Origin of the sequence: Rhizobium sp. BK312, from assembly GCF_014193605.1 — a bacterium.
In the GTDB taxonomy this organism is placed as follows: Bacteria; Pseudomonadota; Alphaproteobacteria; order Rhizobiales; family Rhizobiaceae; genus Rhizobium.
In genome coordinates this window covers 158,923-175,510 of sequence record NZ_JACHZP010000004.1, presented here as the reverse complement: position 1 = coordinate 175,510, position 16,588 = coordinate 158,923, and the positions used below count along the sequence as shown (strand labels likewise).

Annotated in this window: 16 protein-coding genes; 8 read left to right on the top strand and 8 right to left on the bottom strand. The window is 57.9% G+C overall.

The window, feature by feature from the left end:
• Positions 1-3: 3 nt before the first annotated feature.
• Positions 4-480 (bottom strand): VOC family protein, encoded by a 477-nt coding sequence (locus tag FHT85_RS13105; protein WP_210293679.1) that lies wholly within the window; start codon positions 478-480, stop codon positions 4-6.
• Positions 481-562: 82 nt separating this feature from the next.
• Here FHT85_RS13105 and FHT85_RS13100 point away from each other — a divergent pair, with 82 nt between their 5' ends.
• Positions 563-1,474 carry a LysR family transcriptional regulator gene (locus tag FHT85_RS13100; protein ID WP_210293678.1) on the top strand — a complete coding sequence of 304 codons (912 nt, stop codon included), beginning with the start codon at positions 563-565 and terminating at the stop codon, positions 1,472-1,474.
• A gap of 633 nt (positions 1,475-2,107) precedes the next feature.
• Positions 2,108-3,667, top strand: coding sequence for a glycosyltransferase family 39 protein (locus FHT85_RS13095; protein ID WP_112410984.1), 1,560 nt, complete (start codon positions 2,108-2,110; stop codon positions 3,665-3,667).
• 68 nt (positions 3,668-3,735) lie between these two features.
• Here FHT85_RS13095 and FHT85_RS13090 read toward each other — a convergent pair whose 3' ends face one another.
• The 6 genes from FHT85_RS13090 to FHT85_RS13065 all read right to left on the bottom strand — a co-directional run bounded on the left by FHT85_RS13090 (position 3,736) and on the right by FHT85_RS13065 (position 9,379).
• Positions 3,736-4,356 carry a YdeI/OmpD-associated family protein gene (locus FHT85_RS13090; protein WP_112410985.1) on the bottom strand — a complete coding sequence of 207 codons (621 nt, stop codon included), beginning with the start codon at positions 4,354-4,356 and terminating at the stop codon, positions 3,736-3,738.
• 294 nt (positions 4,357-4,650) lie between these two features.
• On the bottom strand, positions 4,651-5,283 hold the full coding sequence (locus tag FHT85_RS13085; protein WP_112410986.1) for a phosphoribosyltransferase family protein: 633 nt from the start codon (positions 5,281-5,283) through the stop codon (positions 4,651-4,653).
• Positions 5,273-5,953 carry an energy-coupling factor transporter transmembrane component T family protein gene (locus tag FHT85_RS13080; protein WP_112410987.1) on the bottom strand — a complete coding sequence of 227 codons (681 nt, stop codon included), beginning with the start codon at positions 5,951-5,953 and terminating at the stop codon, positions 5,273-5,275. The genes FHT85_RS13085 and FHT85_RS13080 overlap by 11 nt, the downstream gene beginning before the upstream one ends.
• Positions 5,950-7,473, bottom strand: a complete 1,524-nt coding sequence (locus tag FHT85_RS13075; protein ID WP_112410988.1) for an ABC transporter ATP-binding protein — start codon at positions 7,471-7,473, stop codon at positions 5,950-5,952. The genes FHT85_RS13080 and FHT85_RS13075 overlap by 4 nt, the downstream gene beginning before the upstream one ends.
• 18 nt (positions 7,474-7,491) lie before the next feature.
• Complete coding sequence (locus FHT85_RS13070) at positions 7,492-8,064, bottom strand: aminotriazole resistance protein (RefSeq protein ID WP_112410989.1); 573 nt, start codon at positions 8,062-8,064, stop codon at positions 7,492-7,494.
• 439 nt (positions 8,065-8,503) lie between these two features.
• The gene (locus FHT85_RS13065) at positions 8,504-9,379 is read right to left on the bottom strand and encodes a phosphoribosyltransferase family protein (RefSeq protein ID WP_246779969.1); all 876 of its coding nucleotides are present in this window, start codon (positions 9,377-9,379) and stop codon (positions 8,504-8,506) included.
• Between FHT85_RS13065 and FHT85_RS13060 the strand changes: the two genes are divergently transcribed.
• On the top strand, positions 9,347-10,291 hold the full coding sequence (locus FHT85_RS13060) for a LysR family transcriptional regulator (RefSeq protein ID WP_112410991.1): 945 nt from the start codon (positions 9,347-9,349) through the stop codon (positions 10,289-10,291). The genes FHT85_RS13065 and FHT85_RS13060 overlap by 33 nt on opposite strands.
• Positions 10,292-10,562: 271 nt before the next feature.
• Complete coding sequence (locus FHT85_RS13055; RefSeq protein ID WP_246779968.1) at positions 10,563-11,105, top strand: hypothetical protein; 543 nt, start codon at positions 10,563-10,565, stop codon at positions 11,103-11,105.
• Positions 11,106-11,202: 97 nt separating this feature from the next.
• On the opposite strand, the gene FHT85_RS13050 is transcribed toward FHT85_RS13055, so the two are convergent.
• A complete protein-coding gene (locus FHT85_RS13050) occupies positions 11,203-12,279 on the bottom strand; it encodes a LacI family DNA-binding transcriptional regulator (RefSeq protein WP_112410992.1) in 1,077 nt (358 codons plus the stop codon).
• Positions 12,280-12,499: 220 nt separating this feature from the next.
• Here FHT85_RS13050 and FHT85_RS13045 point away from each other — a divergent pair, with 220 nt between their 5' ends.
• The 4 genes from FHT85_RS13045 (at position 12,500) to FHT85_RS13030 (ending at position 16,587) form a co-directional block, all read left to right on the top strand.
• Positions 12,500-13,453: a sugar phosphate isomerase/epimerase family protein gene (locus FHT85_RS13045; protein ID WP_112410993.1), complete on the top strand. Its 954-nt coding sequence runs from the start codon at positions 12,500-12,502 to the stop codon at positions 13,451-13,453.
• A 59-nt stretch (positions 13,454-13,512) separates the two neighbouring features.
• Positions 13,513-14,745, top strand: coding sequence for an ABC transporter substrate-binding protein (locus tag FHT85_RS13040; protein WP_112410994.1), 1,233 nt, complete (start codon positions 13,513-13,515; stop codon positions 14,743-14,745).
• Positions 14,746-14,815: 70 nt separating this feature from the next.
• The gene (locus tag FHT85_RS13035) at positions 14,816-15,703 is read left to right on the top strand and encodes a carbohydrate ABC transporter permease (protein WP_112399907.1); all 888 of its coding nucleotides are present in this window, start codon (positions 14,816-14,818) and stop codon (positions 15,701-15,703) included.
• The gene (locus FHT85_RS13030) at positions 15,703-16,587 is read left to right on the top strand and encodes a carbohydrate ABC transporter permease (protein ID WP_112410995.1); all 885 of its coding nucleotides are present in this window, start codon (positions 15,703-15,705) and stop codon (positions 16,585-16,587) included. Before FHT85_RS13035 ends, FHT85_RS13030 begins: the two co-directional genes overlap by 1 nt.
• Position 16,588: the final 1 nt, after the last annotated feature.

Sequence of the window (16,588 nt, the reverse complement as noted above, 5' to 3'; positions counted from 1 at the left end):
CACTCATTTAGATGAATGGGGTAGATGAATGGCGCCATAGATCCGCGCTCCCAGCTGCTCCGTCGTGAAGGCGATCTCTTGTCCGAAGGATAATTCAAGCGTATTGCCGTCGGGATCGGCAATATAGGTCCAGCAGCCGACCGGAGGCCCGTCGTCGCGTGGCTTGGACCGCAATATGCCCTGACGTTCGGCTTCATTCGCTTGGCGCAGTACTTCCCCGCGTGTAGCACAGGCGATGCCGATATGACCGAAAGGGCCAAGCGGCGTGTCCTGGAGACTGCGCGATGCGACGAGAACGAGCGCAAAGGGACGCAAGCCGTCCGCCATCCATGCGACCGCGTCCAGCGGTGTCTTTGCACCCCGACGATGGATCACCCGAAGACCGGCAAATTCCTCATAGAAGGCGATGCTCCTGTCGAGATCACGCACGAGCAGGGCGACATGGGATAATCCCATATCCGTGTTTGTCGATTGGTTCACGGTCAATTCTCCTTTCCTTTTCAATCTGGATCATTGAAATTGAGAATGGAAATCGGAATTCGATATCGAAATCATGCATAAAATGAATAATATTGCCGCCTCGGATTTGAACCTTCTGCTCGTCCTGGAGGCGTTGCTTGAGGAGCGTCACGTCTCGCGCGCCGCCTTGCGGCTCAATCGCTCGCAACCGGCCGTCAGCCATGCACTGGCGAGACTGAGGGATATCTTCAACGATCCACTACTCGTGAGAGGCAACGATGGGATGCAGCCGACCGCACGAGCGCTCGAGCTCGCCGAGCCGCTGGCGGAAGCCCTTGCACTCGTGCGCTCCATGGTGGAACAGCCTTCATTCGATATCAGGCAGACCGAGCGCCTTTTCCGCCTGTCGCTATCGGATTATGGCGCTGCCATTCTCTTGCCCACCCTCGTCCGGCGAATGAGGCAATGCGCGCCGCTTGTCGACCTCACCGTCGTCTCCTATGGCAGGGAGAGAGCTCTTGCTGCCCTGATGGATGGCGAGATCGACCTTGCCGTCGGTGTTTATCCAACATTGAAACAGCCGAACCTTCGCGATCTCGATAGCATGCTGCTGTTCGAGGAGAGCTTCGCGTGCCTGGTGGATGCGAAGTCCGCGCCTCTGCCCCTCGATCTCGCCGCCTATCTGTCGCGGCCGCATGTGCAGGTTTCCGTCGCGCTACAGGACAGCAGCGAGATCGACGCCGCGCTCTTGCGACTGGGTCACAAGCGCCGGATCGCCGTTCAGATTCCACATTGGTCAGCCGCGCCGGATCTCGTGCGCGGCACCGACCTCATATTGACCGCGGCACGGCGAAGCATAGAGCATCTGTCGGATCAGGATGTTCTATGTCTTGAGGTGCCTTTCACTCTGCCGATCTTCCCTTTCGTCCAGACCTGGCATCGTCGCCGTGATCGGGATGCGGCGCATCATTGGCTCCGTGGGCAAATCCGGGACTTGCTGCAGCGGGCGACATGAAACGCAGGCGGTAAACCTTTGGAAAGTCGACGGGCATGTTCGCTAGGGTCGACCTCGCCAGGATCCAGTGTTCCAGACGGAGCGCGACTATTTCCGCATCCACGGAAGGCAAAAGTCCAAGCAGCTAAAAAGAGAAGGATTCGGAGGGAAAGCCGAATCCTTCTCGTCTTGATCGGAGGTCAACCGATCGGGGTGGGCAGCCGCATCGGATTGGAACGATGGGCTGCGGCTACCGACACAGAGTGTCGGATGGCGGTCGGACTCGGAGTTTGAAAAGCGCCCCTCGCCCAAGCTTGGATTCTATATACATACATTCGGTATGTTTGACAACTGATCTCAAGGAGATTATGGCAACATTCAGAGAAAATTTATTGTTGGCGCCGGGTGTGGCCTTCATACTCCCGCAGCCCTAGTCAATTATTGGCCATGCGAATTCGACCGGCATGATGTCGGAAAGCTGAATGCGATGAATGACGAGGATACTTTAATGACCCGGCTGCTCAGGAACGATATCTGAGGAATTAGATCCATCCTCGACATGCCAACCCTAGAAATCCCGCTGAAAACGATTGTGCCGTCGCGACATCTATGAGATGGCCGTGCAACGATCTTGGCAATCGCACGGAGAACCGGATGAATCCCCTCGGAAAAGACAGTCTTGCCGGTGCCGGACAGCAGACTGCATCAATCGACAGCAGGTCATCCTCCGAATATTGGTGGGTACCCGGGAGCCTGGCGATATATTTCATCGTGCAGGCAGCCATCCGCATCGCCATATCGAGCTCGCTGCGGATCGACGAAGCGCAGCAGTTTCTCGTCGGTCAATGGCTCGCCTGGGGTTACGACGCCCAGCCGCCGCTCTACAACTGGATTCAGTACGGCATCTTCGAAATTTTCGGCACGAGTGTCGCATCGCTCGTCATCGTGAAGAATCTTCTGCTTTTCCTGGTCTATCTCGCCTATTACAAGCTTCTGCGATCGCTCTTGGCCGACAAAAGGCTGGCGGCGGTCGGAACGCTATCGCTCCTGACGATGCCACAGATGTTCTGGCAGGCGCAGAGAGACCTGACACATACCGTCGGCACACTGCTTGCGGTGCTCATGTTGATCTATTTCGTCATCGTCACCATCCGTCGTCCGACAGTCCTCTCCTACGCGCTGATCGGGCTTTGGGCCGGGCTTGGCATGCTGACGAAGTACAATTTTGCTCTGGTGATCGGCAGTGTCCTCATCGCGACCTTCTTTCATCCGGTCGGGCGAAAAAGGCTCCGGGACTGGCGCCTCCTGCTGACGCTCGCAATCGCCGTTCTCGTGTTCCTGCCGCACGCGATATGGATGGTGTCCAACATGGATCGGGTCCTGACAACGACTGTCCAAACCATGTCGGAGCAAGGCGCCGGCGGAAAGCTTTCGGATATCGGTTTCGGACTTCTGGAGCTGATTAAGACGAGCGTCGCCATCATAGCTCCCACGAGCGTGATCTTTCTGCTGTTCTTCCGTCAATCATTTCTGCGAGCCCTGCGAGCCAGAAGTGAATGGAGCGATTTCGTCGGCAGGATACTCTTAAGCACCGCCGCTATCTTGGTACTCTTGATACTGGTGATCACGCTTACGGAATTTCGCGACCGCTGGCTGCTACCCTTCCTGTTTCTGCTGCCAGCCTACTTCTGTCTGAAGCTCGATGCAGCGGGACAGCAGAGCCAGGCCGATATAAAGAAATTCCTTTACGTACCCATCGTCATGATGATCGCGCTGCCTCTGATCATAGCCGGAGGTGTCCTTTTTGCGCGGTTTTTCCATTCTTATGAGCATTTGAACGCCCCTTATGCCACCTTCGTGGACAAAGTCGTCACCCCGGAAGGAAAACAACCCTCGGCGGTCGTCACGACGACCTGGCTCAAGGCCGGCAATCTGCGTGTGAGCATGCCGCACACATCGGTCGTATCGACGGAATATCCTGCGTCGGATCTCAGCCGGCAGGTCATAGGCGATGGACCGGTCCTGTTGGTCTGGAACGAACGCGACGGGCATCAATCAACCATGCCGAACGCACTGCAGCTATGGCTCACGTCGAAATACGGAACGGCGGCAGAACTGCCGCCGCAGCAGGACATTGCCCTTCCCTATTACTACGGCAAGGAGCCGGATCGTTATCACTTTGGTTATGCTTGGTATTATCCCAAACCGAACTGACTTGAGATTGCGCAGCGGTTCGAACTCATCGATGAGATGATCAAGAAGCAGGAGACATCAATTGCCGGCTAGCGCTCCAGCGCGCCCTTCCCGGCGAGAATATGGTTGCGGAACTTCGCAATCCGCGCGGCCCGCGTTTCGGATTTCTTCACGGAGCCGAGGTTGATCACATAGCTTTTCTTTCGCCCTGGCGTCAGATCGTGAAAAGCTTCCGCCAGCTCGGGATCGGAATCCAGTGCCTCGATCAGCTCGTCCGGCAATTCAATTTCGCCCACCTCTTTTGCAGGCTTGATGCCGGCCTCCGCATATCCCATCGCCTCCTTCAGATAGGTTCGGATGACGGGCTCCATCTTCGCCACGGCGGCGTTACTCACGAAGCGGATCATATCGGGATGCTGGGTATTCTGCCCTTGTCTTTCAAGCACGCCCTCAGGGTCCTTCATCAGCGCCGCGTTGAAGAAAGTGAGGCGAAAATCGCCGCGAAAGGCGCCGATGATGACGATGTTGCGACCCGCGTGCATGTAACATGGATGGGCCCATTTCACCGTCTCGACGAGCCCCGCCTCCAGACAGATTCGGCGCAGTTCGTTCAGACCGTCAATCCACAACCTCGTCGAACAGTCCGGCGTCGCAAAGCGTTCGCAGCGTCCGCATCCCTTGGCAAAGAAGTCCTCGATATCGGTGATCATGTCCTCATCCACTTTATAGTTCGGCTATCTGAAGTATCCACGCCATCAGCCAGAACAAGACAAAGGCTTGATGAAAGCAAGTGGCCGGGCCATGCTCGCATGATTGCATCCCGGGTTTGCCAGCAATAACCTCAACTTACGTCATCTCCGCCTTGGCACCTCCATAGCCCTGTTTCTGATCCGGCCCGAAGCCGGATCATCATGTGCGAAATTCCATTTGTAGGACAGTCGACTGCTCGGGTCGATGACGAGCGCCCCACGATCCAAGATACCGCGCCAGTCGTTGCGGAAAGTTCAAGTGCCGGGGATCGGCTCCCAAGTCGAATTGCCGGCCCTTGAGAATTGCGGGATATGGGCGAGGCTCTGAATGAGATCGCAATCGGGTCCCAGCGTCTCGCGCCAATCGCGGGCTTCCGTCAGAATGACGCCAATGCCGACGACCTCGGCTCCAGCCTTGCGCACCAGTTCCAGCGAGCCCTTGAGGCTCGATCCGGAGGCGACCACGTCGTCGACGACAAGCACGCGCTTGCCGTTGAGAAGGGGGATTGCGGCACGGTCCAGCAGCAAGCGCTGCTCGCCCTTGGAGGTGATGGAGGAGATGCGTTGTTCCAGTGCATTCGCCAAATGGATTTTGGGCGACTTCTGCAGGACGACATAGTTGTTGAGGCCGAGTGCACGCGTGACCTCGATGGCGACGGGAATGCCGAGCGTCGCGGTACCGATCACGATATCGGGCTTGAGCGATGCGAATTTGGCGGCAAGCTTGGTGCCGACATGTTCACCGAACTTCACACCGAGATCGATGACCATCATCAGCGAAATGGCAAAATCCGGCTTGATCGCCACGATGGGCAGATCAACGGTATAGCCGGCAACATCGACCTTCCAGTTCTGCCCGGTTCTCGGGTCGGCGGTCTCAGAGCTCATAGGTCTTATCCTTCATGCTAAGGCGCTGCTCGACCATCAAGCCAACTTCGCGCCAGGTTGTTCGCTTGTGTTTCAGATCGTACCCGTAAAGGGTAAGCGAAAACGAGATGGCATGCGCCATGCGGATCGCCTGAACGAGCAGCGGGATGCCGCGTGCCAATGCAAAGCGCAATTTCGTCGGCAGGCCGACATCGTCAATCTCCATGCCGCGAGAACGCTGGGCATCCGCAATGCGCTCGAAATCGTCGCGCAGCATCGGAATGACGCCGAAGGTGAGCGACAGAACGAGAGTGGCAATGGAGGGTAGGCGCGCGGCGCTTGCCGCCGCCAATATTTCGCCCGGCGAGCTTGTTTCCATGACGAAATAGAAGGCGGCCGTTGTCGTCACCAGCCTGGCGGCCATCGCCGCCGCCACAGGCAGGGCCTGCGGCGTCGAAAGACCCTGCAGCCAGAGATTTATCATCCAGCTCACCATGACCATGCCCGTCAGCAAAGCAGCACCCTTGATGTAGCCGCGAAGACCGGGAACCCTCAGGCCCCACAGAAGGGCCAAGCAGACAAGCGCAAGAGGTACGCCGAACCGCCAATCCGGAGCAAACCAGGCAGCCAGCATGATGATGAAGGCAACGCCTAGCTTGATAAAGAAATTGAGCTCATGAAGCCGCGTCATGCCATGCTCCAGGCCGTCATATCATAGGGCGTCTGCCAGCCGAGAGAACGGAAGGGATCGCTTTTCCAGCCCTCTTCCGGCGTTCCCTCGAACGCGATCGTGCCATTGTCGAGGATCATCAGGCGAGTGGCCAGATCGTCGACCAGTTCCAGATCGTGCGAAATCAGCATAACGGCTCGGCCCGAGGACTGCATTGAAGAGATGAAAAGCTCCAGCATCTGCCGGCCTTTGATGTCTCTGCTTAGAAGCGGTTCATCGATGATGGCAACGAGTGCGCCGGTGGCATCGGCGCAGGCAAGCCCCAGCAGCGCCTGCTGGCGGGCCGATAAAGCAAACGGATTGGCTTCGGCCAGGTCGGAGAGTGCGTAGCGCTCCAGCGCCGCCTTGGCGCGCGCGATGACGGCCGGGTCGCTCGACGATGCGCTCGACGCGGTGATGGCAAAGATCACCTCACCGAGCACGGTCATGTTGAACAAGATATGCCGCATGTTTTGGGGGATATAGGCGATCTTACGGGCTCGCGCGGCGACCGACCAATTATCGGCCTTCATCCCGTCGAGGAGGATGGAACCCGAGGTGGTTTTCGTCAGCCCGAGGATTGATTTGAACAGCGTCGTCTTCCCGGCGCCGTTACGGCCGATAAGCGCCAGCACCTCTCCGGCCCGGACATCGAAGCTCACGTCCTTCAGCACGGGGTTTCCGCGCGAGCGCGAAAGCTGGCTCGCCAGCCCGGATACGGTCAATAGCGGACGCCCTCGCTCGGCCGTCTGCCGCGCGGGCGGGGCGCGCATCGGCGGCAGAATGCCGGCATCGATCCAGGCGGCATCCTGTCTGAGCACCATCTTCGGCGGCATGCTTGGAGAAATGCCGCCGCGACGCAACAAGGCAATGCTGTCTATTACGGAGCGAAGCGGCAAAGGGTCCTGCTCGGAAATCAGCAATGTCGGAGTGCTGTCCAGCACTTTGCGCAGGATATTGGACAACCGCACGCGCGCAGCCGGATCGAGCCCGGTCGTCGGTTCGTCCAGCACCAGAATCGATGGGCTGGAGACGATCGCCGCAGCAATGGTGACCATTCGCCGTTCGCCCCCCGAAAGGGTCAGAACCCGACGGCCGCTCAGTGCTTCCAGCCCGAACTCGGTCATCAGTTCGGTGAGCCGGTCCCGGATCGCGCTCCGCTCGACGCTCTTGTTTTCCAGCGGAAAGGCGATGACGTCCTCGACGCAGATATCCCAAAGCTGGTCTTCGCTATTTTGCGACACGAAGCTGATCGTGTCGAAGAGTTCCTTCTTTGTGAGGGAAGGCAGCGAACGGCCGGCAAGCTCCACCTGCCCGGAGAATTCGGCAACGGGAATGAGCCGCGGAATCAAACCCGCGGCAACGCCGAGCAGCGTCGACTTGCCGCTGCCGGCTTCACCACAGACGAGAAGCCGCTGCCCCTCGTCAAGCATGCAATTGGTATCGGCAAACACCGGTGCGGCGCCGCCGAAACCAATCGTCAGATTGGCAATATTGAGCACTTGTCGATCCAGATTGGTTCAGAAGCGCTTGAAACCGGCGGGATGAGCACTCTTCAGAATTTTCAGGGCCGGGATGATCAGAAGCGGCGTGCCGACGACCATCGGGACGATGTCGGACAGGCCGATATAGCCGAAGCCCCACCAGAACGGGAAAATGCCGAGATAGGCAAGGCTTGCTGACACCGCCGCCACCATGATCAGCCCGATGACAAGGCAGACCACGGCAATCTTGATCAGCGCGGCGCGATCGAAGACCGTCTTGGCAGGATCGAAGAAGAGCCCCGGCACGAGACCGGTCAGACCGACCATGATGCCATCAACAATAAGCGAATGTGCGGGTATGAACGTGCCGGCAAGAAGCGACCAGACAATGGTGCCGAGATAGCCGCAGATGAAGCCGCTGCGCCAGCCGAGCAGAATGCCGATCACTGGCGGCAGGAAGGCGAAAATGCGCCACTGAATGATCCCCGGCACGAGTTGGATCGGATTGGCATAGGCCCAAAGCACACCGGTCGCGGCTGCCGCCACGATCGAGAGGACGATGGGAAAGAGAGTATTGCCGTCAGTTTGGGACATGCTCGCTGGCTGCATGATTTTGGTTCCTTTAAAAAGTAATTTCCAAAAATTGCCGGAGAACCGGCTGAGAGGTTCTCCACGACCATTCAAGCGCAGGGACGCGCTTTATCTATAATGCATGCACTTGCTCGGATAATCGCCCATCCGATCATGAAAGGCAGTGTGAACACGCCACCTGCCAACCTCAGTTACAGTACGTCTCGAACTTCAGAGGCTTGGATGAGTTTTTGAAACGAAGATCGCGAAGCAATCGAATTGAGATAGGGATCGATTGCCGGCTCACAGAAAAACCTTTTCCAAGAATTGAATGACTATGCGTGTTTCCGTTCGTAAAAACCATTTCAGATTGCATATAAAACATCACCTAGCATAGGGGACATCGATCGGCCAATCCATTCGTGCGCATCATGGACCGGCTGCATCAAGATAGCCATGCTAGGGATCGGCGACTTGCCTACATCCCTGCTGCGCTCTTTTGGATTGCTGCGCGTCTTCGCTGGAACTGCGTCAAACTCTTGCCAGGCGAAGCCCGATCATCCGTCCAAGCGTCCTTTTCGGTGACGACATCGGGCGTCGCCACCCCATCGACAATATCGAACTGTGGAATATGTCCCAGGCTGGTCACGAGACGGGCGTCATCACCCAGCAAATTCCGCCAGGCATGACCCTCGGTCAGAATGGCGCCGGCGCCAATGATGTTTGCGCCTGCACGGCGCACCAGCCTGAGTGCAGCCGCCATGCTGGAACCGGTTGCGATAACATCGTCGACAACAAGGACGCGTCTGCCTTGAAGCAGCTTTATCGAACGTCGATCGAGCAGGAGACGCTGCGGCACTGCGGTCGTGATGGAACGGACATCCTCGACCAAGGCATCCGCAAGATGAAACTTGGGCGACTTCTGCAAGATGACATATTGATCGATACCAAGGCGCCGCGAAACCTCTATGGCGACCGGCACGCCCAAAGTGGCGCTGCCGACGACAATATCGGGTTTCGACTGCGCGAAATGACGGGCAAGGGCTTCGCCGACGAGATCTCCGAACCGGATCCCCATATCGATTACCATCAGCAATGCGATCGCACGCCGCTCGCTCAGCCGGACGATCGGCAGGCTGAAATTTTCGCCCGCAACCTGTACCCGATAGGTTTGAGAAGTCTCAAGATACATCACTGCGGCCTTTTTGGCACATTGTTTGCATTCAAATTCTCGTCTTAATAGACACCAGATCACACGATTTTTACAACCAACAAAATTCGTCTGGTATGTTTCCTTTTCTTCAACGAGGTATAGCTCCGAATGAGCAGGCTCCTGTTTTCCCGCTTCGCGCATTACCTCGACGAGATCGCCAATCACGGCTCGATCAGAAAGGCCGCCGAGAAGCTGAACGTATCGGCTTCAGCGATCAACAAACAGCTCATCAGCGCCGAGGAGGAGTTTGGCGTCACTCTCTTCGAGCGCCTGCCGCGCGGCATGCGGCTGACATCGGCGGGCGAATTGCTCGTCAATGGCTATAGGGAATGGAATAAAGACCTTTCCCGCATCAAATCCGAAATCGAGGAGCTGAAAGGACTTCGCCGCGGCGAGGTGAAAATAGCCTCGTCGCAAGAAGCGGTGCCCGATTTCCTGCCCGCAGTGATTGCGCGGTTCACGAAGGATCATCCTCGTATCCGCAATGCGATCGCAGTGGAGGATTCCGACCGTGTGCGGCAGCTGGTTAGGGATGGGGGCGCAGACTTCGGCCTTACCTTCAGCCCCCTGCCCTTGCCGGGAGTCGTCGTCACGCGTTCCGCCGACTTTCATCTCATTGCCATGCTGCCGGGAGATCCCCACCTTGAACGGCCTGACAGCATATCCATAGACGAATTCTTCAAGAAGCCGATAATTGTACCCGACACCAGCAGCCACCTGCGGGATATCGTCGATATCGCCGCTGCCCGTATGGACATCCGCTTTCAGCCAATTTTGACCACCAATAGCCTGTCGCTCATGCGTTCCATGGTCCGCGAGGGCTGCGGTTTCGGCGTGACGGCCATGCCTGCCGGCAGGCCCCTTGCCCATGAGGTTGGATTGCACTACGCCCGCATAGCGGACAACGACTTACCGCCAATGGTGCTTTCTCTGATCGTCGATCCCAAGCGCAGTCTCTCGATGACTTCAATCATTGCGCGCAGATACTTTGAGAGGTATTTTGATGAGACTTCTCTTCAAAATGGAAAAACATCGACCAATACGTTTGAATAGCCGTTCCCTATCGAGGCAAGTCACTGCTTATCCCCGCTGCCACCTGACTTCCCCTGATCATCCTCTTCCTTAAGCGGCGTACGGCGAGGCCGAGTGTCTTATGATTATCTCCGTGAAATTATTCGAACGCAGGAGATTAAGAGTCGCTCTCCCGTTGAAGAAAAGGCAACACACCGAGCGAATTTTGATGCTTGCAAAAGTTGCATAATCTCGTGCCTATAAGGCCCTGTCTCTTCCAATGCTAATTCTCGATGTGGCAAGGGAACGGTGAATGACGGATAGCTATGGCCGATCTGGATCCCAGGGGAGAGCGCGAACAAAGCTGCGACTCCTCCCTGCGCTGGAACCACGCCCTGTCGAAGAGCAAACTGAAGAAACTTCCCCGCCCGAAGCCAAGGCGTATCTTTTAAATCCGGCTGATGGAACCATTCGCACGGTGATGCTTCCCGCCGGCAACCGCACCGAGTACATCCGCAAGTTGGTGAGGGCCAGCAAGGTTGCTGTTATCGGCATCGAGGATGCGCATCTTCTCTATACCGATAACAATGGCCTTATCGACGGCCTTTCGAGCGTTACGGATTTGAAGGGGCACTCCTCCCCGCTGGCTGGTAATCTTTTGATCGTTGGCAGGGATGAAAGCGGCGCTGCCGCAAGTGTCAGCGCCGGTATCGATGATGTCGCTTCGTGGTTTACCATCATCCGTCCGGTTTTCCTGCCTGTTTTCGAGACCTTGCGCGAATCTCAAACACTCGGCACCCGTGTCATCCGCCTGGATGTCCGGATCGAACGCTCCATACCGAATGTCATACGGTGAGCGGGAGAGAACGTCGGTGCTCTCGCTATAATTCACTATAATGATGTCCCTATAGCTGCGGCTCTTTTACGCCCGGATGAAAAATGCAGAGCTGTCCCTAAACATTTGACGGCGCCGGACCAACGCTTTCGCGCCGAGTGAGCTTGCTTTCGATGACATGACGGAAGGCCGTCGCCTTATCCGGCGCGTCGATCCGCTCCATCAGCAAGCTCACGGCCATCTGGCCCATTTCCTCCACCGGCTGTTCGATGGTCGACAATGACGGCAGCGAATATTTGCAGACCGGAGCGCCGTCAAAGGATACGATGGAAAGATCTGTCGGAATTTTCCAGCCCATGCGTTGAACGCAACTCATGAAGGAAATCGCCATGTCGTCGCTCGTGGCAATGACGGCCGTGGGCTTCAAGATGAGATCGGCAAATTCCGCCGCCGCATCGACGCCGATCTGGAAACCATGCTGATAATCAAGGCTGCCGCCGGACCTGACGATCGCCGTCTCCGGCAGACCCGCGGCGGCAAGCGCTTCAACGGCACCCAGATAGCGTTCTCGGTCATGGTAATTGCCCTCCGGACCGGCAAGATAAAGGAAACGCCGGTGGCCGAGAGTAATCAATTCGGTCGTGGCATCGCGAACGGCCTGGCGATCATTGGTTACGACACTCGGCAAGGCTGCGTGGCTCATGTCGAACAAAAGAGAGACAATCGGCAGAGCGGAATCCTTCAGTGACCGACCGCCATGGACCGGCAGATCCGAGGAGAGAATGATGGCGCCACGCACCGTGCCTCCGAAAGCCAGATCGAGGATATGGCGCTCCGAAGCCTCGTCGCGATCGAGGTTGGCAATCATCAGATGATAACCATTCTGCCTCAACGACCTGTTTATTCCCTGTAGGACCAGAGGGATGACCTGCGAGACACCGTAATAGAGCGAGCCCGGCAGAATGATCATGACGACATTGGACTTGCCGACACGAAGCCCCCTCGCCATGGCATTGGGCGTATAGCCGAGCTGCTTGGCGGCAGCGTCGATCTTGGCGCGCGTCTTTTCGTTCACGCGACCGGGATTGGCGAGCGCCCGGCTCACCGTGGAGATCGCGACGCCTGCCAGCCGTGCGACATCCGCCATCAGAGGGCCGGAATGCTCTTCTGCCGGCAGATCCTTGTTATTCTTCACTTTTTGGCGTCCTTCCCAATGCCCATCGCGCGGGATGCTACGGCAATCCCAGTGGTTTAGCAAACGTTTGCCAAAAAGCACTTGCATATAAAAAGGACTTGTCTACTATCTAGGCACGGCAAACGTTTGCCAATTGCAGTGCATTGAAATCATTATCGATTATTTGCTGTGGGCCATGGTTCCACGAGCGATCTTCCATGCCTTAACAACGGATAGTCTCATGACCTCTACGGAACGGCTGCGCTTTGGTGTCGATCTCGTCACCTTTTTCCACTCCGGATTTTGGGGCGTAGAGGATTATGACGGCATCATCGCGCTATCGCGCAATGAGCCCCGCGCCTTCTGGGATAAGATACTGAATGCCGTACAAGCCTCCGGCGTCACTGGCGTGGAGTTGACCTTCTCGCCCTTCAACTGGCAGGACGCGACGAAGACCTATGGTTCGGTCGAGAAGTTTGCGGCCGAGCTTTCCAGGCGCGGATTGACGCTTGCGAGCGGTTTCTTCGCGGAGCTCGAAGCCGCCGGCGATTTCACCGAGGCATCAGCGCAGGCCGCCATCATCGACAAGGCCGAAAAATATGCCGAATTCTTGAAGGCGTGCGGCAGCGACATCATGGTCATCGGGGCGCCGCTTCGTCAGACGCTCGGCGCTCAGCCGACACACTTCTTCGATTTCGAGCAGGCGCGCAAAATTGCCGATTTCCTCAATCGCCTCGGCGCTGCTCTCTATGTCAAAGGTGTGCGTCTCGCTCTCCACACCGAGGCGCATTCGATCTTCGCGGCAGCGCGCGACGTCGATCTGCTGATGCTGCTGACCGATCCCGCCTACGTGCATATGTGCCCGGATACGGCGCATATCATCGTTGCCGGCTCCGATCCGCTGCAGCTCGTCGACCGGCACCATGAGCGCGTCATCATCGCTCACTGGAAGGATGCGCTGGGACCGATGCCGGCCGATACGGTGATCGACGAGCATATCCATGACCGCCATCGCCCGTATTTCTGCGGCTTCGGCCTTGGCCGGGTCGATTGGCCGGGCTGGGCCAGGCTGCTGCGCGACCGTAGCTATGAAGGCTGGGCCATTCTCGAGCTGGATGCAGCACCCGATCCGGTCGGCGATATCGCCAACGGCCTGACGCTCGTCAGACAGGCGCTCTTGCCGATCTATCGCTGATACCAAAAATCCGAAAACGAATGGCCCCGCCAAGAGGGCCTTTTTGAAGAGGTGGAACAATGAACAATCGAATGAAATTGCTATTGATGGGAGCCGCACTCGTCACGGCCTCCATGACTGCCCATGCAGAAGACAAGCCGCAGGCTGAGGTTATGACCTCATGGACCTCAGGCAGCGAGGCCGCGGCCCTCGGCGTCGTCAAACAGGAGTTCGAGAAGCGCGGCGGCACCTGGAAAGACTCTTCCATCGCCGGCTTCGGCGCGGCCGATGCGGCTTTCCAGAACCGTTTGGTCGCGGGCGACCCGCCGACTGCCAAGCAGGCCGTGCTCGGCCTTGCCAACACCGATTTCGTCAATCAGGGACTTATGAGCCCGATCGACAATGTGGCGAAAGCCAGCAAATGGGCCGATGTCCTGCCCAAGTCGATTTACGACCTCATCTCCTATAATGGCAAGGTCTACCTCTCTCCGACCGGCGCCCATGGCGAGAGCTGGGTGTTCTATTCCAAGGATGCCTTCGCCAAGGCTGGCCTCACTGACGAGCCGAAGAGCTGGGACGAATTCTTCTCGGCCCTCGACAAGCTGAAGGCATCAGGCATTCAGCCCGTCGCCTGGGGCGGCCAATCCTGGCAGGAATCCAAGGTCTTCAACATGATCCTGCTGACCCAGGTCGGCATTGACGGCTTCCTCAAGATCTATGTCGACAAGGACAAGGGCGACGCATCGACAGCGGGCGTAAAGAAGACGCTGGATATTCTCGGCAAGCTTCGCGCCTATGTCGATGAAGGTGCCGCGGGCCGCAACTGGAACGACGCCACCGCCATGGTCATCACTGGAAAAGCCGGCGTGCAATTTATGGGCGATTGGGCCAAGGGCGAATTCGTGGCCGCCGGCAAGGAACTGGGCAAGGACTATGGCTGCATGCTCGCGCCGCAATCGCCGGGCATGGTCTATGTCGCCGATTCCTTCTCCTTCCCGAAGATCGCCGATGCGACCGCGCAGAAGGGCCAGACCCTGCTTGCCGAGGTCGCCATGGATCCGGCCGTGCAGGTGGAGTTTTCGCTGAAGAAGGGCTCGGTGCCCATGCGGACCGACGTCGACAAGTCCAAGCTCGACATCTGCGCACAAAAAGGCCTTGAGCTGATGAGCGCCGGCAAGATCGTGCCCGATCAGGCTCTGATCCTCTCGCCGCAACAAGCCGGCGCACTCAACGACTTCGTCGACGAGTTCTGGACCAATCCGTCCGAGGATAGCGCCTCGGGGGCGGAGAAGTTCTTCGCGATCTTCGAATAGACCTTCAGCGAGCCGGTCGTCCGAGTTCCCTGTCGATCGGCTCTGCCCATCCTTTCGAGAAAGTTTGCTGATGCAAGCCAAGCGCAGACGTCCCCTTGCTGCGACCTTCGCCCTGCTGCCGACATGGATTGCCGCCATTTTCATCTATATCGGCACCATGGTCTGGTCGGTGCGCCTGTCATTCACGGATTCGACCATCTTCCCGTCGTCCAACTATGTCGGCTTTGCCCAATATGCCAAGCTGTTCCGGACATCGCGATGGCTCGCGTCCCTGGAAAATGTGCTGATCTTCGGCGTACTCTATGTTGCCGGCTGCCTAGCATTGGGCTTCGTGCTCGCCGCGGCGCTGGATCGCAAGGTTCGCTTCGAAAGCGTGTTTCGCACGATCTTTCTTTATCCCTATGCCATGTCTTTCGTGGTTACCGGCCTCATTTGGCAGTGGATGCTGAACCCGACCTTCGGCATTCAGGCGACCGTCAGGGCGCTCGGCTGGCAGGGCTTCGTCTTCGACTGGATCGTCAATCGCGACATGGCGATCTACACGGTGGTCTTTGCCGGTGTCTGGCAGGGCGCGGGCCTCGTCATGGTCATCGCACTGTCAGGCATGCGCGGGATCGGCGAGGAACAATGGAAAGCGGCTCAGATCGACGGCATTCCGGTCTGGCGCATCTATACCTCGATCATCCTGCCGCAGCTTGGGCCCGCGCTTGCCGCGTCGGGCATGCTGCTCTCCATGGGCGTGATCAAGACCTATGACCTCATCGTCGCGCAGACCGGCGGCGGTCCCGGCTACTCGACCGAAGTGCCGGCAAAATTCATCATGGACAATCTGTTCGAGCGCCAGAACCTCGGCCTCGCGAGTGCCGGCGCCACCGTGCTCGTGCTTTCGGTCGTCATGGCCGTCGCACCATTTCGCTATGCGCTCGCCATGCGCGCCAGAAGAAGAGGAGCACATTGATGGCGGCTCTTCATCCTCGCGGTCCCAAGCCATCACGGCTGACGGCCGGCCAAATTGGGCTCTATGCCTTTCTTATTCTGTCTGCACTCTTCTTCCTGCTGCCGCTCTATACGATGCTCGTCACCTCGCTGAAGACAATGGAAGAGATCCGCCAGGGCCGCGTCTTCGCCTTGCCAGATAGCATCGACTTCGGCGCCTGGAAGACCGCCTGGTCGGGCGCCTGCATGGGCACGCAATGCCTGGGCGTGCGCATCGGCTTTTGGAATTCGGTCAAGATCACCGTGCCGGCCGTGGCGATTTCCGTCTTCATCGGTGCGATCAACGGCTATGCCCTCTCCTTCTGGCGGCCGAGAGGCTCGAACCTGCTGTTCGGGCTTCTGATGGCCGGCGGCCTCATCCCCTACCAGATCTTCCTCTATCCGCTGGTGCGGCTGCTCGCCAATCTCAGCCTTTATAATTCGGTAGCGGGTGTGGTCCTCGTTCATGTTATCTTCGGCCTGCCGCTGGTGACGCTGCTGTTCCGCAACTATTTCGTCGCCATTCCCGAAGAGCTTTGTAAGGCGGCTCGCGTCGATGGCGCCGGCTTCTGGCGGATCTTCATCGAGATCATGCTGCCCATGGCTGTGCCCATGATCGTTGTCGCCTCGATCTTCCAGTTTACCGGCATCTGGAACGATTTTCTGATCGGCCTGGTCTTTGCCGGGCGCGACAATCTGCCGATGACCGTGCAGCTCAACAACATCGTCAACACCACCATGGGCGAGCGCGCCTACAATGTGAACATGGCAGCCACCATCCTGACCGCCGTCGTTCCGCTCGCCATCTATTTTTTCTCCGGCCGCTGGTTCCTGCGTGGTGTCGCCGCCGGGGCCGTCAAGGGGTAAC